The organism is Corynebacterium sp. HMSC034A01 (assembly GCF_001838175.1).
Lineage (GTDB): Bacteria > Actinomycetota > Actinomycetes > Mycobacteriales > Mycobacteriaceae > Corynebacterium.
The window spans coordinates 25,204-46,248 of sequence record NZ_KV835927.1 but is presented as its reverse complement, the minus strand read 5'-3'; the positions used below and the strand labels follow the sequence as shown (position 1 = coordinate 46,248).

Below are 21,045 nucleotides of genomic sequence, written 5' to 3'. Positions count from 1 at the left end.
CGCGCCCGTCTCTTCTCCCCCGCTTGTCTCTCAAGGAGCACCCATGCGCACCAAAATCACTGCCGCTGTAGTCGCAGCCAGCGTTCTTGCAGGATCCATTACCACCGCCCAGGCATACACCATCGAGCACGTCGGCACCGATTGCCGTGTGAACTACTCGATCACCGAGATGCAGAACAACCGCATGTACTTCCCGGTTTATTACACGCAGGATGAAGTGAAGAAGTTCAAGAAGGAAAGCCTCGATGCCATCACCGAGGCCGAATCTGAGCTGAAGTCTGAAAAGTCGCGTTCCGATGCCAACAAGGACTTTATCCAGGAGCTCACGGAAAGAATTGCAGACGAACAGAGGCAACTCGAAATCTACGACAAGTGCGCGAAGGTGCCTGCCGCGAAGCCCGTTCAGAAAGAGGATGGATCTTCTACCTCACCGGCACTCGCGGGGGTGCTGGGCGGTTTCATCGGAGCAGTTGTCGCCATCGCCGCGATGATCGGCCTGAAAGACGTTCTCCCGTTTAAGTTCTAACGGCTTTTTCGCAACCTCTGACCTCCTGTTTCCCGCATTGCGGCAAATAGTTTCCACAATTCGCTGCAGACATACCGCCACCGTGCTACAGTCGCCGACATGATCAACAGCACCGCATTTGCAACCTCGGCCGCGCAGGCCGAGCGTTCTGCGTTGCTGAATACCCAGCCGGCCCGCCTACATCATCATCTGTAGCGCGGTGTCGGCCGACTCCAGCCCCCTGCGCTAACAGCCTCTGCTGCTCGAAGCGCAGGGGGTTTCTTGTTAGTACGGGCAACACTTCGGGGCTTATGTCGTTCGCGCCGCGCCCCCGGATCCGTCCGCGAGGCACACGGTTGCACTCGCCTATCGACGGCCAACCGGGACGCCGCCGCCCAACACAGGGCACACGCCAATCCAATCCCCTGCGCCTCCGATTCGCGCATTGCTTCCCGAAAGAGCACAGTTATGTCTGTTATGACTGCACCATCTGAATCCGCTAACAAGCCCAAACCGAAGCGCAGCAGCTTAAACGCCCGCCACATCCACTTCATCGCGCTCGGCTCCGCCATCGGCACCGGCCTGTTCTACGGCTCCGCCGGTGCGATCCAGGCCGCCGGCCCATCCGTGTTGCTGGTGTACCTGCTCGGCGGCGCGGTGGTGTACTTCATGCTCCGCGCGCTCGGCGAGATGAGCGTGCGCAACCCGGTGCGCGGCTCGTTTGCCGTGTACTGCCGCAAGTACCTCGGCGGCTGGGGCGGCTACATCACCGGCTGGATGTTCGCCTTCGAGATGATGATCGTGTGTCTGGCGGACTTAACCGCCATCACGATCTATATGAAGTTCTGGTTCCCCACAACGCCCGCGTGGGTGTGGATCACAGTCACACTGCTGATTATTAGCGCGGCGAACCTGGCAGCGGTCCGGATCTTCGGCGAGCTGGAGTTCCTGCTTACGCTGATCAAGGTCGGCGCTGTGGTGGCCATGATTGTGGGCGGTGCCGCCATCCTCGTGTTCAACCTCGGCTCCCAACCCGAAACGATGGGTGTGAGCAACCTCTGGAGCGACGGCGGTTTCTTCGCAAACGGCATTTCTGGCATGGCAGCGTCCTTCATCCTCGTGCTGTTCGCGTTCGGCGGCACGGAGATCATCGGTGTTGCCGGCACCGAGGCCGAGGACCCGGACCGTTCCATCCCGAAGGCTGTCAACACCGTCCCGGCGCGCATCCTGATCTTCTACGTGCTGTCCATCTTGATCATTTTGATGATCAACCCGTGGCGCACCATCGACGGCGAGGACTCCCCCTTCGTCCAGATCTTTGACACCCTCGGCGTCAGCTGGGCTGCCGCGTTGCTCAACGTTGTTGTGCTGAGTGCTTCCCTGTCCGCCATCAACGCTGACCTCTTCGGCACCGGCCGCGTCCTCGCGGGCCTGGCCAAGGAGAAGCTGGCTCCGCGGGCAATGGCGAAGACCTACCGCGATGTGCCGGTGATGACGGTGGTCATGCTGATCATCGCCTTGATCGTCGGTGTCTACTTGAACCAGCGCTACCCCGACATCTTTGAAACCGTCGCGGCGCTGGCCACCTTCGCCACCATCTTTGTGTGGCTGATGATCCTGCTTGCGCACATTGCTTCTCGACGCAACATTTCCCCCGTCGAAGAGCAAAACCTGAAGTTCCCGGTGCCGCTCTGGCCGTATGGGCAGTGGTTCTCGGTCGCGTTCATCCTGTTCACCTTCGGCACGATGGTGTGGATGGAGGAATTCCACACTGCGCTGATCGTCGGTGTCGCGTTCCTGATCCTGATGACGATCCTCTACTTCGTTACCGGCCGCCCGCAGGCGATTGCGGAAGACGAGGTCGAGTACGAGGCGAAATAGCCCCCGTTTATCGCTCCCGTCTCACGCTGATGGCCTCGCCGTGTGCCGGGAGGCGCTCGGCGTCGGCGAGCGTGATCACTGCGTCGGCCACCTCCGCCAGCGCGTCCGCGGAGTACTCGACCACATTGACGGGTTTGAGGAAGGTGTGGGTGCTCAGCCCCGGCGCGAAACGGGCCGTGCCGGATGTGGGCAGCACGTGGTTGGATCCTGCGGAGTAGTCGCCGAGCGGCACCGGGGTGTGCGGCCCGACGAAGATCGCGCCGGCGTTGGCGATCTGTGCCACCACGTCGCGGGCGTTGTCAGTGTGGATCTCCAGGTGCTCGGGTGCGTAGGCGTTGGTGACGGTGACGGCGGACCGGAGGTCGTCGACAAGCAAGATGCCCGATTGCGGCCCCTCGAGTGCGGCACGCACTCGCTCGGCGTTGAGCGTGACTTGGTAGCGCTCGTCAATCTCGCGGTTGACCACTTCGGCGAGCGCAGGCGAATCGGTGATCAGGATCGACGCGGCCTGCTCATCGTGCTCGGCCTGAGAGATCAGGTCGTACGCCAGAAAGACCGGGTCGGCCGTGTCGTCGGCGATGATCGCGATCTCGCTGGGGCCCGCCTCCGCGTCAATGCCCACCACCCCGTTGACCACGCGCTTCGCGGCGGCGACGAAGACATTGCCGGGGCCGGTGACCATGTCCACAGGCTCCAGGTCCTCGTCACCGTAGGCCAGCAGCGCGACGGCCTGGGCACCACCAACCGCCCACACCTCCTCGATCCCCACAAGCGCGCACGCCGCGAGGATGGTCGGGTGCGGCCAGCCGTCGAAGTCCGCTTGTGGCGGCGAGCAGACCACCATTGAGCCCACGCCCGCTTCCTGGGCGGGGATCGCGTTCATGAGCACGCTCGACGGGTACACGGCCTTGCCGCCGGGGACGTAGAGGCCCACGCGCTGCACCGGGCGGAACACCTCGGTCACGGTCGCGCCCGGCGCGAGCTCGGTGGTGTGCCCCACAGGCTTCTGGCTCGCGTGCACGGCGCGGATGCGCGCGATCGAGGTCTCCAACGCCGCGCGCACGTCCGCGTCCAGGCGGTCCAGGGCATCGGCGATCACCTCCGCCGGCACGCGGACCGAAGCCGGCCGCACGCCGTCGAAACGCTGCCCGTACTCCAGCGCCGCCTCCGCGCCGCGATCACGCACCGCCTCCACGATGGGCGCCACCTGGGACACCACCGAATTCACGTCCGTGCCCGCGCGAGGTAGCAGCTTCCGCAGTTCGCGCACCGTCAATGCACGGCCTCTGAGATCTGTCACCGACAGCATGTTGCTCCCCTTCTCTTCCCTTCGAAGTCTTCTCTGCATGGTATCCGCGCCGCGTCGCCGCCGAGGCCGTTTCCGCCCAACCCCACCGCACGTGATCGCCCGGTTTCTGACACACTTGGTCGCATGACCGTGACTCATGGCAACAAGATCGTCCTTATCGGCGCCGGCGCCGTCGGCACCGCCTACGCCTACGCAATTCTCAACCAAGGCCTGGCGGACCACCTGGCCATCATCGACCTCAACGAGGACCTCGTCTGGGCCCAAGTGGAGGACTTGAACCACGCCATCCCGTTCTCCGGCCACCACATGGACGTCACTGTGGGTAATTACAAGGACTGCCGCGACGCCGCCCTCGTTGTCAACTGCGCCGGCGTGGCGCAGCGCGAGGGCGAAACGCGCATCGACCTGATCGCGCGCAACGCCGCCATCTTCGAGTCCATCAACAAGGACATCATGGCCAACGGCTTCAACGGCATCTACGTCGTGGCCACCAACCCCGTGGACGTGCTCACCTACATCACCTGGAAGCAGACCGGCCTGCCGTCGAACCAGGTCATCGGCTCCGGCACCGTGCTGGACACCGCGCGTTGGCGCCACAACCTGGGCCTGCACTTCGACATCGCCCCGTCCGCGGTGCACACCCACATCATCGGCGAGCACGGCGACACCGAGCTGCCCGTGTTCTCCTCCGGTTCCGTAGGCGGCGTGCCGCTGAGTGCGATGCTGGAATCGGAAGCGGAGACCAACCCGGACATCTACACCCAGATCGACGAGCTGTTCGTCCGCACCCGCGATGCTGCCTACGACATCATCAAACGCAAGGGCAACACCTCCTTCGGCGTCGGCAACGCGCTCGCCCGCATCACGCGCGCGATCCTGCGCAACGAGGACGTTGTCCTGCCCGTCTCCGCCCTCCTGCAGGGCGAGTACGGGCTCGAGGACCTCTACATCGGGACCCCCACCGTCCTCAACCGCAGCGGCGTGCGCAACGTCGTGGAACTGCGCCTGGACTCCGACGAGCTGGAGAAGTTCCGCCACTCCGCCACCACCCTGCGCGACGTCATCGACCGCGCCGAGTTCTAGGAGCCTTTGCTTTTCGACGGCAGCTCCGCCCATGCCCGTTTAGTATGGCTACATGGCCAGAAACATCGATGTGGTTGGAGCAGTGATCCTCGACGGCGACTTTGTATTTGCCGCACAGCGGGGGCCGGGCCGATCGATGAGTGGTCTTTGGGAGTTTCCCGGCGGAAAGATCGAACCCGGCGAGACTCCGGAGCAGGCTCTGAAGCGCGAGCTCGTCGAGGAGCTCAGCATTGAGGTTGAAGTTTTGGACCGGATTGTGACGAGCCGGCACGAAACCGACTCTGCAGTTATCAACCTGACCACGTATTACTGCACGCTTTCCTCCGGTACGCCAAAGCTCTCCGAACACCAAGAGATCCGTTGGGTCCCGAGGTCGGAGCTTCATGGGCTGGAGTGGGCACCGGCTGACATCGAAACTGTAGAACGAGTGCAGCAGCAGTAATGGAGTCATCGCTTACCTCGCTGCAACGCGATCTTGAATACGGTTTCATCGACGAAGCTGTCCTTGCCAACAAGCAGGAGAATCCCGAGCTCATCACCAATGGCGACTCGAACACCATGTACGAGGCGCTCAAAAACGAGCTGGAGTTTGCTGATAGCTACGTGTTCTCCGTGGCATTCGTGACTGTCGGCGGTATCGGCGCGCTCAAACAGCAGCTCGTGGAGTTTCAGGGCAAGGGCATAATCATCACGTCTTCGTACCAAGACTTCAATGAGCCCGCTGCTCTGCGCGAGCTACTGACTTTGGAAAACGTCGATGTCTACGTCATGTCGGAATACGCCCACCATGCCAAGGGCTACATTTTCAACCACGGTGACCACGTCACTGCGCTCGTAGGCAGCTCGAACCTCACGCGTTATGCACTCATGGAAAACCACGAGTGGAATATCCGAGTTTCGTCGCACCGAAACGGCAACATGGCTTCCCAGCTCCAAAACGGAGTTGAGAGGCACCTCGACAAAGCAGTTCCACTCACCGGAGACTGGATCAAGGATTACGAAAAGAAGCGGGCGAAGCGCAAAATCGTCTTCACCGAAACCCAGCCTCTTGAGGTTTCACCGGAAGGCGAAAAGATCCTCCCAAACCTGATGCAGGTCGAAGCACTTGAGCAGTTGCAGTATGTGGTCGATTCCGGCGAGAAGCGCGCGTTGATCATTTCTGCAACCGGTACAGGAAAAACCATCCTGGCCGCGTTGGCTACGCGACAGATGAAGCCGTTAAGAACACTATTCATCGTCCACCGCGAGCAGATTTTGAAGAAGGCTGCTCAAGAGTTCGCCAAAGTGTTAGAAGTCGACGACTCACAAATCGGGTTCTTCGTTGGAGCACGACGAGAACTGGACAAGCAGTTGGTGTTTGCTACCGTTCAGTCCCTTTCTCGGAAAGAGAATCTGGCGACAATCTCTCCGCTCCAATTCGACCTCATCATCATCGATGAAGTTCACCGTTCTGGCGCCGAGTCGTACCAGTCGATCTTGAACCACTTCCGCCCAAACTTCACGCTGGGGTTAACAGCTACCCCGGAGCGAACGGATGGGTTTAACGTCTTTGAGCTCTTCGGATACAACGTCCCATATGAGATCCGTTTGGAAGGCGCCCTTGAAAATCGGATGCTCGTCCCCTTCGACTACTACGGCATCGCAGATTACGAATCGGCGCAAGGGTCGATCGGAGACAAATCAAAGCTCAAAGACCTGGTTGCGGACGATCGCGTCGAGCACATCGTTGATGCACTGCAGAAGTATTCTTTCGCAGAAAGTACGAAAGGCCTCGTGTTCTGCAGCAGCAACGAGGAATCCCGAATCCTTGCGGAAGCTCTCTCCTCACGGATCGTCCACGGCCGTCCACTGAGAACGCGAAGTCTCTCGGGAGCCGACACGATTGAAGTACGAGAGTCCGTTGTTGCTCAACTGGAAGATGGCGAACTCGATTACATCTTCACGGTGGACATTTTTAACGAGGGCATTGACATTCCCTCAGTCAATGTCATTGTCCTGCTCCGCAGCACCGAGTCGTCGATCATCTTCACGCAACAACTTGGTCGCGGGCTGCGCAAAGCCGCCTACAAGCACTCGCTGCGCGTCATAGATTTCATCGGTAACTACGCAAACAACTACCTCATTGCGATTGCGCTCACCGGCAACAAAACCGGCCGAAAACCGAAGATTCTCGATGACGTCAACGACCCTCGTCCGAAAGCCGGGGCTTCCACGGTCAGCTTTGACAGGGTTTCCGCGGCACGAGTTATCGAGTCCCTACAAAAGGCACGCATCACGGGAGTGAAGGCTAAACGCGAGGCTATCGCAGAGTTAAAGTACCGACTCGGCCGCATTCCCAAACTGGTCGACTTTCTTTATCACGAATCCATGGATCCGTCCGTGTTGTGCGCGACCGACCAACACACGCGAAACTACTGGTCACTTTTGCACAAATTGAAGGAAGTCGATTCGGCCCCGTCCCAAGAGGAAGACGGATTCCTCACCCTCATCGCGACCGAACTTCTTAACGGAAAACGCCCGCAAGAACTCCTTCTTCTCTCTGAGCTTGTGCGCCGCGGCCCCCAAGGGGTGCTGACTGAAGACCAGTTCAGAGCTGTGATCGAGAAATACTCAACAGAGATTAATTCGTCGCCCCACCTTATGCGGTCGGTAGAACTCATTTTGAACCTGGAATGGTTCACGGAGGCTGCCGCCAAGCGCTACGGAGGCGAACCACTCGCCGTCCGTACAGACAGCGGTTTCCAGCTTGGTGAGCGGTTTTCAGAGTTGTATTTCTCCTACGAGGATCAACATCCTCACCCGGAGATCAGCTTTCGATACCACATTGATGACCTCATCGAGACCGGCCTTCTTACTAACCGGCGCCAGTACCGTCAAAGCGACATCTTCGTCCGGGGAAAGACGTATACCCGAAAGGACGCAGCACGCCTGCTCAACTGGCAGCGCAACAGGGAATCCACGATCTACGGGTATGCGGTGGACTCAAACACCAATACCTGCCCGATCTTTGTCACGTACCACAAGGACGCCGATGTTCTGGCGAGCCACAGATACGAGGACACATTCATCGATCAATCCACGATGCAGTGGTTCTCCAAGAACAACCGCACGCTCGACAGCAAAGAACTCCAGCCGATTCTGGATGGATCTACAGACCTCCATCTCTTCGTAAAACGCGAAGACGCGGACGGCTTGGAGTTTTACTACCTCGGGCAGGCCGAGGTTACCCACGCGGAAGAGCGCCACATGCCGGGGAACAAGGATGAGTTACTCGACGTGGTTGTTATGAACCTGGCACTAGACGAACCTGTCCCCGCCCCGCTTTACAAAGCTCTCACCACCAATAAACGCGCGAGCATCCAGGATCCGACTGCTGACGGCGAGAAGGCGGAGCTCCACCGCGCTCCTGGGCACATGGTTAGGCAAGATGCGAACGGTAAGCCTCAATTGCCGAATTAGGACGCGGGTTTAGGCGAGTTTAGACTCGAAAACTGCTGTGTACTCCCCCACCTCCGCGGCGAAGGAGGTGTCGTGGCAGGTGAAGATCACGGCCTGGCCGGAGCAAAGTCCCTCGGCGATGAGGGCGTGGGCGCGGTCGCGGGAGGGGGCGTCGAGGCCGACGTCGGGTTCGTCGAGAAGCACGAGCGGGCGGTTCTGGGCGAAGACCTGGGCGAGCTGAGCCAGGCGCAGGTGCGCGGCAGGCAGGTCGAGCGGGTGGGTCTCCGGGTCGAGGCCGAGTGCGGCGACTGCGTCCGGATCGCCGATGAACTCCCCCACCGTGGATTCGGCAAGTTGGTCGGCGGCGCGCTGCAGCGCGAGTGAGACGCCAAGAGCCAGCCCGGGGTTGCCGTCGAGGCCGGCCATCGCGCGCAGCAGTGTGGTTTTGCCGGCGCCGTTGTCACCGCGCAGCCACACGGCCTGGCCGGGGCGCACGGTCAGATGGATCGGACCGGCGGTGAACTCCGGATCCTCATGTGCGCGGAATTGCCACCACTTGCGGGGTTTTCCGCCGCGGGTTGCGGTGATCTCGCCGAGGTCGATCGGATCGCCGGCGGGCACCACGCGTGGGGGCAGGCTGGGCACGTGGGTGGGAGGGGGTGAGGGAGACAGGATGCCGTCGATAAGCGAAAGCTTTGCTGCATCGAGGCGGGGGCGGTTGCCGAGGACCACGATGCGCGACGGCAAGGCTTCGAGCAGGCGGATGATGTGGGTGGCGGAGGTGGGGTCGAGGCCGGCGAAGGGGTCGTCCAGAAGCAGGATGTCCGGCTCGAGGACTGCGACGGCCGCGATGGCCAGGCGGCGTGTTTGGCCGCCGGAGAGTTGTGCGGGGTGGCGCTCGGCGAGTTCGGTCAGGCCCGCGGCGCTGAGGATGCGCTCGCAGCGGCGCTGCATCTCCGGGATGGGTGTGCCGCGCTGCTCGAGGCCGAGCGCGACCTCTTCGATGACGGTGTCGCGCAGGTAGGACACGTGCGCGGTGGCGTCCTGCTGGACCACGGCCGCGCCCGCCCACTCGTTGTGCGCCTCGCCGGCAAGCGTGGTCAGGCCCGCGCCGGAATTGCCGATGACCTCGACGGTGCGGTGCTGGTCGAGTGCTTGCTTGAGCGGGGTTAGATCCATAGGACCACCGCCACGCAGATCAGAGGGATGAGGATGCGCGCGGCGCGCTGGGCGGGGCTGTCGTGGACCGGGCGCAGGACGGTGCGTGGGCCGGTGAGGTCGTAGCCGGCGGTTTCCAGCGCTTGGCCACGGGCGCCGGCCTGGGTGAGCAGTTCCGTGAGCACGGGCATGATCAGGTGTGGGACGACTGTCTTGGCTTTGATCGGGCGCTGTTTGAGGCGGTTGGCGTCGCGGGTGATGCGCGCGCGGTTGGCGCCCTGGGGCCCGAGCTGCAGCGTGGTGCCGGCGATGTAGCCGATGCGGTTGCCACCTTTTGTGCTCTGCAGAGCCTTGGCCAGATCCGGGGTACGCGTCCAGGCCACGGCGGCGAGCAGGCAGGCGACCAGCGCGGTGAAGCGGGCGGTGAGGTGGGCGGCGTCGGCAAGGCCGTCGGAGGTGATGAACGGAGCGATGCGGTGCTCGCCGTAGGGCGCGTGGATGAGCACCATCGACGCAGCCACGGGGGCGGCGAGGAGTGCAGTCGCCGCCGCGACAGACGGGTTGCGGGTGCGCCATGTGCCGGCCGTCAGGGCTGCAGCGATGATGGCCAGCGAGGCTATCGGAGTGTTGATCCCCAGCGCCAGAATCCAGCCCGACGCGCCGATGACCAGGGCGGTCAGCGGGTTCAGGCGGTTCTGGGGCATGTTGGTTGGCTTCTTGCTGGGCTAGCTCTGCTTGGTCTGCGGGGCGAAGGCGGCGACGGTGCGCTTCGGCAGCGCCTTGACCGTGAAGAACGCCACCAGCATGACGATGACCTTGTCCACCGGATCCGAGATGAACGCCTGGGTGGTCACGGACGCGATGAGCGAGCTGCCCATCTCACGGAACAGGCTGACCAGCGCGCCGGTGCCAACGCCGGCGGTGCCGCCGTAGACGTAGGCCGCGACCGGGGCGGCGACCATGCCGCCGACAAGGCCGAGCACCAGGCCGAAACCGATCACGGTGGCGATGTTGCGCAGGGCGTTGAAGCGGTGGATGAACACGCCGGCCAGCCAGCCGATCAGCGCCGCGCCCGCGGCGAACGGCAGCGCGGCCGGGTTGAGCAGGCCCCACACCACGTTGTTCAGCGCGCCGGTGGCCATGCCCGCGACCGGGCCGGCGAGTGCCGCGACGAGCACCGTGCCCACGGAGTCCAGGTACAGCGGCAGGCCGATCGAGCCGACGATCTCGCCGACGACAGAGTTGATGATGATCGCAATCGGGATCAGCCCCAACGTGCGCGCGGGCAGCACCGGAATCACGGCGGCAAGCAGCAGCGCGGTGCCGATGCCGTAGCCTGCGAGCAGCGCGATGCCCTGCCCGGAGCCGGTGACCTGGTCCCAGTCCGCCGGGTGGACCAGCACGAAGTACAGCCAGGTAGCGGCGATAAGGACGGCGCCTGCAATGACGAGCGCGCGGCGGGCGGGGGTCCATTCGGCCTTCTGCGCGGTGTTCTCGGTGGGCGCGGCCTGGGTGGAAACGGTGTGTGACATGAAAACTCCGAGTGGTGTGCGGGGAGGAACGGGAAGTACAGCCCTCATCGCCTATGTCACCTCGGCTGGGCTATCGGTTCGGCAGTGTAGCAGGCGGCGGGCGCAATCCACCTAGTCGTCGGCACGCTGGTGGCGCAGCTCCACAATCTCGGCGTCACCCGCGGCGACCTTCGCGTGCACCTCGCACGCCCACGTGAACCAGCCCCAGGCCATCTCAATATTCGCCTCGGTGACCAGGCGCGTGTTAGGTTCGCGCTCCCAAATCCCGCGCAGGTCGGCCACGGACGTGCCGCGCATGAGCTCGGAATCCGCCTCCACGGCGACGGCGGTGTCCTTCCACGTGTACTCCACCAGCCCCAGCGCGATCAGCACGGTGAGCAGGTCGTGGATCTGCGCCTGATACCCCTCACCCACATCCTCGTGGAACTCGAAGTAAAACCGCGTGATCGCCTCCAGGTGCTGCGCCACGGGGGAGCCGCCAAGCTTATCGACGAACTCCGCCAACGCCTCCGGGCTGAGCACCATCCGCTCCGTCACCCCAAGCGAACACAGGGTAATCGGGGTCTGTGGCATGGCGAACACGTCGGCGGCGGCGTGCGGGTCCACCCAGAAGTTCCACTCCGCGCTCGGCGTGGTGTTGCCCGGGTAGTTCACTGCCCCGCCCATGACGGTGATGTGCTTGAGCTTTGCAAAGTGCTCCGGGTGGGCGTGCGCGAAGGCAGCCAGGTTGGTCAAAGGCCCGGTGACGATCAGGTGCAGGTCGTCGGTGCCGCGCTCGATCGAGTCGATCCACAGCGCGTCCCAGTCGTGCTCCACGTGGCGCTCCGGTGCTTGGGCGTAGCCGAGGCCGGTGTCGCCGTGGGTTTCGGGCGTGATGGTCAGCTCCACCTCGAGCGGCTCCGGCAAGCCTGCAGCCAGGGAAATGATGGGCAGCCCGCACTGCCCCAGGATCCAGGCGCCGTTTTGCGCGCACTGGTCGGCGTCGACGTTGCCGGAGGTCGTCGTGAGGCAATCGAGCTCAATGAGACCCGCGTGCGCCGCGGCGGTGAGGAAGATGATGGCGTAGGTGTCGTCGATGCCGGGGTCGCAATCCAGGATCACTCTCACGGTTTCGTTTCCTTCCCGGCAACAAGCCAGATCACAAGCGTGGCGGCGCACACCGCGCCGCAGACGCCGAACGCGGCCTGGAAGCCCGCGGCCTCCGCGACGGCGCCGAGCAGCACCGGCGCGAGAATGGAGCCCGCGTCCTGCGTCATTTGGTACGTGGACAGCACTGTACCGCCGGAGCGCTCGTTGCCGATGATGTCCGCCAGTGTGGCCTGGGCGGCGGGGCTCATCAGACCCGCGCCGATACCGGCCGCGGCGGAGAGCAGCACCAGCGGCCAGAAGCTGGTGGCGCCGCCGAGCAGCGCCGTGAACACGCCCGAGGTGGCCAGGCCCGCGGCGACCATCGGGCGGCGGCCGAGTTGATCAGCGAGCCTGCCGGAGAACTGCAGCGTTACGGCCATGCCGAACGCGAAGGCGGTCAGCGCCAAACCGGCGGCCGCTCCCCCGCGCTCAAACACGGCGGCGGCGAACAGCGGCAGGATGGCCACGCGCGAGCCCATGTTGACAAAGCCGTTGGTGAACCCGGCGGCGAGCAGCGCCTTGTACGTGGAGGTCTGCCACGCCTGACGCACGCGCATCTTCGGCTTCGCCGCGGGCAGCGGCTCGGAGCCGGGGCGCGGCTGGGTCAGGGCGCCGACCGCGACGGCCGCGCCCGCCACCGCGAGGCCGTAAATGACAAACGGCGCGCGGAAGCCCAGGAAGGACAGCGCGGCACCGATGATCGGGCCGACAACGTTGCCCACCAGAAACGCCGAGGCGTACAGCGCGTTGGCGCGCCCGCGGATGCTCGGGTGCGTCACCCGCACGATCAAGGCCTGGGCCGACAGGGTGAACATGGTCGAGCCGAAGCCTGCGATAAACCGCAGCGCGAGGATCTGCCAGTAGGCGTTCACAAACGCGACGAGGAAGGTCGCGCCCGCGACGATGAGCAGGCCCGTGAGGTAGATCGGACGGGAGCCAAGCTTATCGACGAGCCTGCCCGCCCCCGGCGCTCCCAACAACCGCGCCATTGCGAAGACGGAAATCACCGCGCCGGCGGCAGCCATCGACACGCCGAAAGTGCCCGCAAACTGCGGGAGCACCGGGGCGATGAGCCCGTAGCCGAGGGCGATGATGAACGCGGCGCCGACGAGGACCCAGATCGTGCGCGGGATCTTCGGTTGGATCTGGGGCTTTGGGGCTGTTTGTGGTGTTGAATTGTCGGCGCTCATTGCTGGTTAGCGTACATCGGCGGGTGGGGTGTTCCGATTTGACAATGTGGCAAATATTTTCCGCAATGCGAAATCACCCCAGGTAGCTGGGTTCATTTCGCTCTTTTGTTCGAACGGGTGGGCTGTGGTGTCGGAGGCGCTTCGTAGTGTGAGCGCCATGAAGTTCAACACGAAGAATCCGCTGCGCAGCGTCAGCCGAATTGAGAAGTCCCACTCCCCCGCCTACACCCCGGAGGCCCTTGCCGAGGAGATCCGCGAGCGCCACCCCGCAATCATCGAATCCGCCCAGGCCGTCATGCACCACCCGCGCTCACTCTCCCGCCCTACCGCCGCGTGGCGCCCACCGGTGCTCACGCTGCCGCGGGTGGCCAACGGGCCACAGCTGACATTGGCTGTGACACGGCGCAGGGTTGGCCCACGGGCGCGGGCCCGGATACAGGGCTACGGAGGCGACCAGGTCCCGGCGTACCTGATTGAGGTCCGCATCGCCGACACCACCGGCAGCCTGGTAGACACCGTGCTCACCGAAGCGTGGGTGCGCGCGCTGATTCCGGGCGACTCCGCGCACGCGGTACACGAGCTGGCCGGAACGCGCACGGCGAACTACGTGTGGCTCGTCGACGGCACGTTCACCCCGGTCGCCTCGCCGTCGTCGATGTTCGAGGGGCTCAGCGCGGCCTAGTCGTCGTCCTCGCCCCTGTCTTCGCCGTCGTCATCATCGTCGTCGTAGTCGACGTCGTCATCGTCGGCGAGGGCGTCATCCTCGTCATCGTCGTCCTGGCCGAACAGGTCGTAGACCTCCGGCTCGTCGAACTCGTCGTCCACGGGTAGCAGCTGCGACTCCCAGTCTTCGGCCTGGTCGGCGGCGAGCGAGAGCACGTCGAAAAGCCTGTCAAAGTCCGTGAAGCTGCCCAGCTCGAGCCGCTCGGCGTCGATGAGGGCCTCGTCGTGGATGGCGTCGAAGAGGCGGGCGCGGTCCTCCTCGGTCAGTTCCGCGTCGCCGTCGGACTCCCAGAGTTCGCCCTCGGCGTCGTCGAGCACGTCGTCGTAATCGTCCGGAAGCGCGATGAAGGTGACCTTGGCGTGCGGGGCGCCGTCGACGGTGTCGATGGTGACCAAAAGCTCGGCGTTGTCGCCGACCTCAGCGCGCACCTGCTGCGGGTTCAAGTGGTCCTGGAAGAACTCCAGGTCCCCGATGCGCTCGTCGGTGCCCTCCAACAGGTCGCGCAGCACGGTGATCACCTGGTCGGTGGCCATGTGCTCCGCAACCGCGGCCACGGCGTCCTCCACGGAAAACACTACGGCCACCAGCACGGCCTCGAAATCCTCGTCGTCCTCGTCCACGTCCGCGGCCGCGATGTAGACGTTGGCGGCCGGCAAGTGCGGATCAATCTCCACAAACTGGATCTCCAGCGCCGCCGTCATGGGCACGAACATGGTGTCGCCCCCCACGCGGGACTCGATGCCTTCGCGGTCGAGCGCCGCTGCGATGTCCTCGAAAAAGCTCATGTCGGTGGTTCCTTCCCAAGCTCGGCCACAACGCGCACAAGCCTAGCCACGAATGCTTACGCATGCGTGGGATTTCACTGTCACCGCAGGGTTAACTGTCACCCCAGGACGGATGCGCGGCGCCGAGCAGCGAAGCCGCCGAATCCATCAGTTCCTGGCGGTGGATGCCCCACTCGCGCATGTCAAAGCCCTCCCACGCCCTGCGCTGCGAGGCCTTCGGGTCCCACTCCACCCGCATGCCCGCGTCAAACACGGCCGTCGCGCGGCCCGGCCGGTCGTCGGAGCGGAAGCCGTAAACCGGCCACTCCTCACCCGGCGCGCCGGTGTGGAAGAACCGCCCCCAGTGGTACTGCATCACGCGGCTGACCTCAGTAAACGCCTGGGTGCCGCCGAAAACGTCCCAGCGCGAGGCCTTCGTGGCGTTCGGCTCGCCGAACACCGCGCCCAAATCCGCGGTGTGCATCGCGCCTAAACCCAGCATGCGCATCGCGGCGGACGCGTGGGCGAAGCGGTACATCCACGTCTGCGCTTTCCTGCGGTGGGCGGTGGCCAGGATCACCGTCGGCGCCCAGAACACCGCGTCGGCGATGAGGTCGGCGTAGTCGCCGCGAAGCCCGGCGTAGTCGTAGGCGCGCAGCACCGATTGGGCGTTGACGGGGTCGAAAGCCTCCAGCGCCCGGCGCGCCGCCCGCTGGCGCGACTTGGTGGTTTGGTAGATCGCCTTGGCAAAGCTCGCCTCGTCCGAGTTGGTGCCCACGATCAGCGGCACGGCTGCCTGCTCGCCCTCCTCGAAGGTGTCAATGGGGTGCGCGGTGAGCGTCTCCCCGTCCACGGTGGGCATGAAACTGGTGTTGAGCTGCACCAGCTCCTTGGTGTTCAGCAGCATGGATTGGCCAGCGCGCACGAGTTCCTCGGCGCGGGTCTCGCGCAGGTCCGCGAGCGTGGTCGTGCGCGGCAGGCCCATCCGGGTGACCAGCTCGCGCACCCACATCGCCGCCTGCAGACGCGAGTGCACGCTCGCCGGCGGCGGCGACTGTGCCACCGCGCCGTGGAACAGCCCGCGCGCGGACGGCGAGCACATCAAGTGCACCACGGCCGCCCCACCGGCGGATTCGCCCATGATGGTCACCCGGTCCGGATCCCCGCCGAAGTTGGCGATGTTCGCGCGCACCCACTCCAGCGCCAGGATCTGGTCTAGCAACGCGGGCGTGGCCACGCAGTCGTGCCCGAGCGAGCGGAAATCCAAATACCCCAGCACGCCGAGGCGGAAGTTCACGGAGACGTAGACGACCTTCGTGGCCCGAGCAAGCAAATGCCCCTGCAGCACCTTCTCGTTGCTCGCACCGGTGACAAAGGTGCCACCGTGGAAGTACACCACCACCGGCAGTTCCTCGTCAGTGTCGGGGCGCACAATGTCCAAGGTCAGGCAGTCCTCGGTGCCGATGACGGCGTCGCGCCAGCCGAACGTGCCCTGCATGGCGGGCGGGGCGAACCGTGAGGCGTCGTAAAGCCCCTGCCACTTCTGTGCCGGCTGCGGGGCGCGGAACCTGCCTGTGTGCGCGGTGGACGCGCCGAACGGCACCCCGCGCCACGTGCGCATACCGGAGCGCGGGTCCACTACGCCGCGGACCTTGCCCGCGGTGGTGTCTGCGACAGGGTGCTCGACGGCAGTCATGCCATCCAGCGTAGACGCATGCACACGACATCCAACTATGCTGGACCGACGTAAAAAACCGATGAGCGCAAGAGACTGTTTATGTTTGGCAACAAGAAAAACAACCAGGACCTCGCCGTCCGCCAGGAGATCGAGGAAGCGCTGCGCGAAGACCCGCAGCAGCTAGAAAAGGACGCCGGCCCGCTGGGGCGCGCGTTTATCGACGCAGTGGATAAGGCAGTGCAGATGCAGACCTCCACCATCCGCACGTACGTGAACTGGCTGCGCCGCCAGAACCCGGAAGCAACGCCGGCGGAGATTCAGAAGCTGATGGACAAGCACCTGAAAAACACCGTCACCGGCACCGGCGCGGGTGTGGGTGCCGCAGCCGCCGTGCCCGGCATCGGGCTGTTTACCGGCGCCGCCGCAGTGGCGGGCGAATCCGTGCTGTTTTTGGACCTCGCCGCGTTCTACGCCGTGGCATCCGCCTACCTGCGAGGCGAAGACATCGACGACCCGGAGCGCCGCCGCGCGCTCGTGCTCTCGCTGCTGATGGGTGCCAAGGGCCTGGCGATCGTGGACGCCATGCTTGGCGACGACGCCGGCAAGATCCCCGGCAAGTCCACCCTGGCCAAATTCTCCGGCCCGACCCTGTCCAAAACCAACAACGTGCTGCAGCGCATCGCCATGCGCTTCATGCGCAAGTCCCTGCGTCGGGCGTGGCTGGGCAAGCTCATGCCGCTGGGCATCGGCGCGGTCGCCGGCACCACCGCCAACCGCAAGCTCGCCGACGGCGTGATCGGCAACGTCCAGTCCGGCCTCGGCGCGGTGCCCGCGGGGTTTGCGGCACCGCTGCCGCAGAAAGACAACGACGGCGGCGACGACGACAAGGCCCTGAGCCTGAACCCCAAGGAGTTCGCGGCCTGGATCCTGCGCCAGTTCAAGGACGAGGACAAGGCGGACGTGACAATCGTCAAAGACGTGACAGGCGACAAGGACGGCGACAACGATTAACCCCCTGCTCACCAGATCCCTACGCGCCAACCGCCCCGCGGCCGTCGCTGCCTTTGCCGCCGCCACCCTCGCGGCGGTGTTTCAAACGGCGGTGCCGGCGCTAACGGGCCACGCGGTGGACATCGCCACCGGCAACGCGGAAGGCTCGGTGACGCGCACCGCGTGGGCAATGGTCGCCGTCGCCGCGGCCACCTACGCCTTAAGCTTCACCCGCCGTGTCACGGCGGGCCGGCTGGCGTCCAGCTCGCAGCACTGGCTGCGCACCGAGATCCTGCGCACGCTGCACCGCCTAGACGGGCCGGGCCAGGACACCATAGTCACCGGCCAGATTGTCTCGCGCTCCATCTCGGATTTGAACATGTACCAGATGGTGCTGGACACCCTGGCCATGATGCTCACCCGCACCGTGCAGCTCGCGCTCACTCTCGCGGTGATGCTGTGGATGGACATCCCGCTGACCCTGATGTCGCTCGCGCTACTGCCGCTGATCCTGTGGGAGGCCAACCGCTCGCGCACAACGCTCTACGCCGCCACGTGGGTGAACCAGCACGCCACCGCGGAGCTGGCGGAGCACGTCGAGCAGACCGTCTCCGGCGTGCGCGTGGTCAAGGCGTTCGGCCAGGAACAGCGCGAGATCGACCAGCTGGATCAACTGGGCCGCCACCTCTACGCGGTGAAGATGCGCGCGGCGAAGCTCACTGCGCGCTTCCAGCCCATCCTCTCCCAGCTGCCCAAGGTCGCGCTGGTGGTCACTATTATCGCCGGCGGCATGCTGGCCATCCGCGGGCAGATCACCATCGGCCAGTTCGTCGCGTTCACGGCATACCTGACCTCCATGACGTCGATGCTGTCCATGCTGACCAACCAGTACGTGCGCCTGCAGATGGGCATGAGCTCCTTCGACCGCCTCGACGACGTGCTCAAGCTCGCCCCCGCCACTGAACGCTCTGCAACCCCCACGGCTGGCACGGGCCTGCGCTTTGACAACGTGCACTTCGCCACCGGCGGCAACCCCGTCCTCAACGGGTTTTCGCTCACCGTGCGCCCGGGCGAAACGGTCGCGCTCGTCGGCCCGCCCGGCGCGGGCAAAACCATGGCCGTCCAGCTTGCCGGCGGGTTCTACCAGCCGGATTCCGGAAGCGTCGAGCTTCTCGACGGCTCCGCCTCCCCCGCCGCCCTGCGCCAGAAGGTCCTGTGCGTGTTCGACGAGGCGTTTCTGTTCTCCTCCTCCGTGCGCGAGAACATCGCCATGGGCTCGCACCTGCCGCCCGACGAGCTCGACGCCGCAGTGCGCGAGGCGGCGCGCCTGGCGTGCGCCGACGAGTTCATCGAGCGGTTGCCGGACGGCTACGACACCGAGGTCGGCGAGCGTGGCCTGACGCTTTCCGGCGGGCAGCGCCAACGCATCGCGCTTGCCCGCGCGCTGATGGCCGCCCCTGAGGTGCTCGTGCTCGACGACGCCACCAGCGCCATCGACGCCATCACCGAGTCCCGCATCCTGGCCAACCTGCGCGAGGCGCTCGAGGACGTCGCGGTGCTCACGGTCGCGCACCGGCAGTCCACCGTGGACCACGCGGATGTAGTTGCGGTGGTGCGCGGCGGAGCCGTCGTCAAGTGTGGGACCCGCGATGAGGTTGTGGGCAGCCCGGAGTACCTGGCCACCATGTCTGCGGACGCCCCCGCGGAGCTGCCCGCCAGCCCCACGCGCGCCGAGCTGTGGCCCGCGGTCACCGAGCCGGAGCGCGAGCGCGTGATCGTGCCCACCACCGGGCGCGCGTCCACGGTCAACGCCACCCCGGAGCTGCTCGCGCGGGTGGAAAAACTCCCCGCGGCCACCGAGCAGCCGAACTTAAGCGAGGAGCGTCTGGAGCAGCTGCGCACCCCGTCCAGCGACTTCCACGTGCGCGACCTCTTCCGCGCGGTGCGCTGGCTCATCGCCGGCACCGTCGCCCTGCTGGTGGTCGGCGTGCTGGCAGACCTGGCATTTCCCACCCTTGTGCGCGCCGCTGTGGACCGCGGCATCGCCGGCGCCGACCAGGCCAGCCTGATCCGCACCGGGCTGATCGCGCTCGCCGTGGTAGCGGTGGCGTGGGCATCCATGACCGTGATGACGGTGCTGTCCTCGCGCTCCGGCGAGCGCCTCCTCTATGGCCTGCGCCTGCGCTCCTACGCCCACCTGCAGCAGCTGGGCTTGAGCTTTTTCGAATCGCGCCTGTCCGGCAAGATCATGACGCGCATGACCACGGACATCGACACCCTGTCCAGCTTCCTGCAAACCGGGCTGGCGCAAGCCATCGTCGCCGTCGGCTCGCTCGCCGGCGTGACGGTGATGCTGGTGGCCACCGACGGCCAGCTCGCGCTCGTCGCCTTTGCCGCCGTGCCCGTCATCGCGTTGGCCACCTGGGGGTTCCGGCATTTTTCCAAGCGCTTCTACGCCGCCTCGCGCGCACAGATCTCCGCGGTCAACGGCGAGTTCGCCGAACTCATCGGCGGCATCCGCGTCACCCAAACCCACCTGGCCCAAGACCACTTCGAGGCGCGCTTTGCCCAGATGAGCGACGAATACCGCCGCATCCGCATGAACTCTGTGCGCCTGGTTGGCCTGTATTTCCCCGGCATGCAGTTCGTCTCCCAGGTCATGACCGCAGTGATCATCGGCGTCGGCGCCACCCGCATCGCCGACGGCTCGCTGTCGGTCGGCGTGCTCGTCGCGTTCACCATGTACCTCAGCCAGCTTTACGGCCCGATCCAGCAGCTCGGCCAAATCTTCGACTCCTGGCAGCAAGCCACCGTCAGCTTCGACCGCATCCGCGAACTGCTCGCCGAGCGCACCACCGTCCCCGACACAGGCACCCGCCCCGGCGCGCACACCGCGGCGTCCGGGGAGCTTTCGCTTGACGGCGTCACCTTCGGCTACTCGCCGGACACAGAGCCAGTGATCGACGGCATGGATTTGTCCCTGTCGCCCGGCTCCACCGTGGCACTCGTGGGGCCGACGGGGGCGGGCAAGTCGACCGTCGTCAAGCTGCTGGCCCGCTTCTACGACCCAGTGGAAGGTGTCGTGCGCGCGTCGGGGACGAACGTCGCCGAGTTCCCGCTTGCGGATTGGCGGCGCGCGCTCGCGCAGGTGCCGCAAGAGTCCTACCTCTTCCCCGGCACCGTCGCCGACAACATCGCCTACGGGGCGGCCGGCGCCACTGACGACGAGGTGCAGGCCGCGGTGGAGCGCATAGGCGCCCTCGGCGTCATCGGCACCATCCCCGGCGGCTTCAACGCGCGCGTCGGCGAACGCGGCCGGGGCCTAAGTTCCGGACAGCGCCAAATCATCGCGCTTGCGCGCGCCGAGATGCTCAAACCTGCGGTGCTGCTTCTCGACGAAGCCACTGCCACCCTCGACCCCGCCACCGAACGCGCCGTCCTCGACGCCTCCGACAAGGCGATGGCGGGCCGCACCTCCGTGGTGGTCGCACACCGGCTCGCCACAGCCGCGCGGGCCGACCGCATACTCGTCGTGGATGAAGGACGTATCATTGAAGACGGCTGCCACGAGGACCTCATCTCCGCAGGCGGAAGATATGCCCATATGTGGGCTATTAACCGATAACGGGGGTGAAACATTGGTCCCCCGTGGAGAGGAACAACCC

At 65.1% G+C, this 21,045-nt stretch carries 16 protein-coding genes; 8 read left to right on the top strand and 8 right to left on the bottom strand.

The genetic code is table 11. The features are described from left to right. Positions 1-43 precede the first annotated feature (43 nt). A complete protein-coding gene (locus HMPREF2791_RS01850) occupies positions 44-526 on the top strand; it encodes a hypothetical protein (protein WP_070475111.1) in 483 nt (160 codons plus the stop codon). A 456-nt stretch (positions 527-982) separates the two neighbouring features. Further along, positions 983-2,386, top strand: coding sequence for an amino acid permease (locus HMPREF2791_RS01845; RefSeq protein WP_141764883.1), 1,404 nt, complete (start codon positions 983-985; stop codon positions 2,384-2,386). A gap of 7 nt (positions 2,387-2,393) precedes the next feature. Here the strand turns inward: HMPREF2791_RS01845 and hisD are convergent, their stop codons facing one another. Beyond that, positions 2,394-3,695: a histidinol dehydrogenase gene (gene hisD / locus HMPREF2791_RS01840; RefSeq protein ID WP_070844043.1), complete on the bottom strand. Its 1,302-nt coding sequence runs from the start codon at positions 3,693-3,695 to the stop codon at positions 2,394-2,396. 123 nt (positions 3,696-3,818) lie between these two features. Here hisD and HMPREF2791_RS01835 point away from each other — a divergent pair, with 123 nt between their 5' ends. The 3 genes from HMPREF2791_RS01835 to HMPREF2791_RS01825 are packed head-to-tail and all read left to right on the top strand — an operon-like array spanning position 3,819 to position 8,237. Then, positions 3,819-4,778, top strand: a complete 960-nt coding sequence (locus HMPREF2791_RS01835; RefSeq protein WP_070475108.1) for an L-lactate dehydrogenase — start codon at positions 3,819-3,821, stop codon at positions 4,776-4,778. 52 nt (positions 4,779-4,830) lie between these two features. After that, on the top strand, positions 4,831-5,220 hold the full coding sequence (locus HMPREF2791_RS01830) for a (deoxy)nucleoside triphosphate pyrophosphohydrolase (RefSeq protein ID WP_070475107.1): 390 nt from the start codon (positions 4,831-4,833) through the stop codon (positions 5,218-5,220). Then, positions 5,220-8,237: a DEAD/DEAH box helicase gene (locus HMPREF2791_RS01825; RefSeq protein ID WP_070475106.1), complete on the top strand. Its 3,018-nt coding sequence runs from the start codon at positions 5,220-5,222 to the stop codon at positions 8,235-8,237. The genes HMPREF2791_RS01830 and HMPREF2791_RS01825 overlap by 1 nt, the downstream gene beginning before the upstream one ends. A 9-nt stretch (positions 8,238-8,246) precedes the next feature. Here the strand turns inward: HMPREF2791_RS01825 and HMPREF2791_RS01820 are convergent, their stop codons facing one another. From HMPREF2791_RS01820 to HMPREF2791_RS01800, 5 genes are all read right to left on the bottom strand, one after another. Further along, complete coding sequence (locus HMPREF2791_RS01820; protein WP_070475105.1) at positions 8,247-9,395, bottom strand: ATP-binding cassette domain-containing protein; 1,149 nt, start codon at positions 9,393-9,395, stop codon at positions 8,247-8,249. Continuing rightward, entirely contained in the window at positions 9,386-10,078 is a 693-nt protein-coding gene (locus HMPREF2791_RS01815; RefSeq protein ID WP_070844041.1) for an energy-coupling factor transporter transmembrane component T family protein, read from the bottom strand. Before HMPREF2791_RS01815 ends, HMPREF2791_RS01820 begins: the two co-directional genes overlap by 10 nt. Before the next feature lie 21 nt (positions 10,079-10,099). After that, complete coding sequence (locus HMPREF2791_RS01810; protein WP_246815245.1) at positions 10,100-10,906, bottom strand: ECF transporter S component; 807 nt, start codon at positions 10,904-10,906, stop codon at positions 10,100-10,102. 111 nt (positions 10,907-11,017) lie between these two features. Continuing rightward, the gene (locus HMPREF2791_RS01805; protein WP_070844040.1) at positions 11,018-12,013 is read right to left on the bottom strand and encodes a nucleoside hydrolase; all 996 of its coding nucleotides are present in this window, start codon (positions 12,011-12,013) and stop codon (positions 11,018-11,020) included. Then, a complete protein-coding gene (locus HMPREF2791_RS01800) occupies positions 12,010-13,224 on the bottom strand; it encodes an MFS transporter (RefSeq protein ID WP_070844038.1) in 1,215 nt (404 codons plus the stop codon). The genes HMPREF2791_RS01805 and HMPREF2791_RS01800 overlap by 4 nt, the downstream gene beginning before the upstream one ends. A gap of 157 nt (positions 13,225-13,381) precedes the next feature. Between HMPREF2791_RS01800 and HMPREF2791_RS01795 the strand changes: the two genes are divergently transcribed. Next, positions 13,382-13,906, top strand: coding sequence for a hypothetical protein (locus tag HMPREF2791_RS01795; protein WP_070844169.1), 525 nt, complete (start codon positions 13,382-13,384; stop codon positions 13,904-13,906). Here the strand turns inward: HMPREF2791_RS01795 and HMPREF2791_RS01790 are convergent. Continuing rightward, positions 13,903-14,733, bottom strand: coding sequence for a hypothetical protein (locus HMPREF2791_RS01790; protein WP_070475101.1), 831 nt, complete (start codon positions 14,731-14,733; stop codon positions 13,903-13,905). The two genes, HMPREF2791_RS01795 and HMPREF2791_RS01790, sit on opposite strands and share 4 nt — an antisense overlap. A gap of 91 nt (positions 14,734-14,824) precedes the next feature. Beyond that, a complete protein-coding gene (locus tag HMPREF2791_RS01785) occupies positions 14,825-16,408 on the bottom strand; it encodes a carboxylesterase/lipase family protein (protein WP_070844036.1) in 1,584 nt (527 codons plus the stop codon). Between the two features lie 81 nt (positions 16,409-16,489). On the opposite strand from HMPREF2791_RS01785, the gene HMPREF2791_RS01780 reads away from it, so the two are divergent. Together HMPREF2791_RS01780 and HMPREF2791_RS01775 are read left to right on the top strand one after the other, a co-directional pair. After that, the gene (locus tag HMPREF2791_RS01780; protein WP_070844034.1) at positions 16,490-17,401 is read left to right on the top strand and encodes a hypothetical protein; all 912 of its coding nucleotides are present in this window, start codon (positions 16,490-16,492) and stop codon (positions 17,399-17,401) included. Continuing rightward, a complete protein-coding gene (locus HMPREF2791_RS01775) occupies positions 17,397-21,005 on the top strand; it encodes an ABC transporter ATP-binding protein (RefSeq protein ID WP_070844033.1) in 3,609 nt (1,202 codons plus the stop codon). Before HMPREF2791_RS01780 ends, HMPREF2791_RS01775 begins: the two co-directional genes overlap by 5 nt. Positions 21,006-21,045 lie beyond the last annotated feature (40 nt).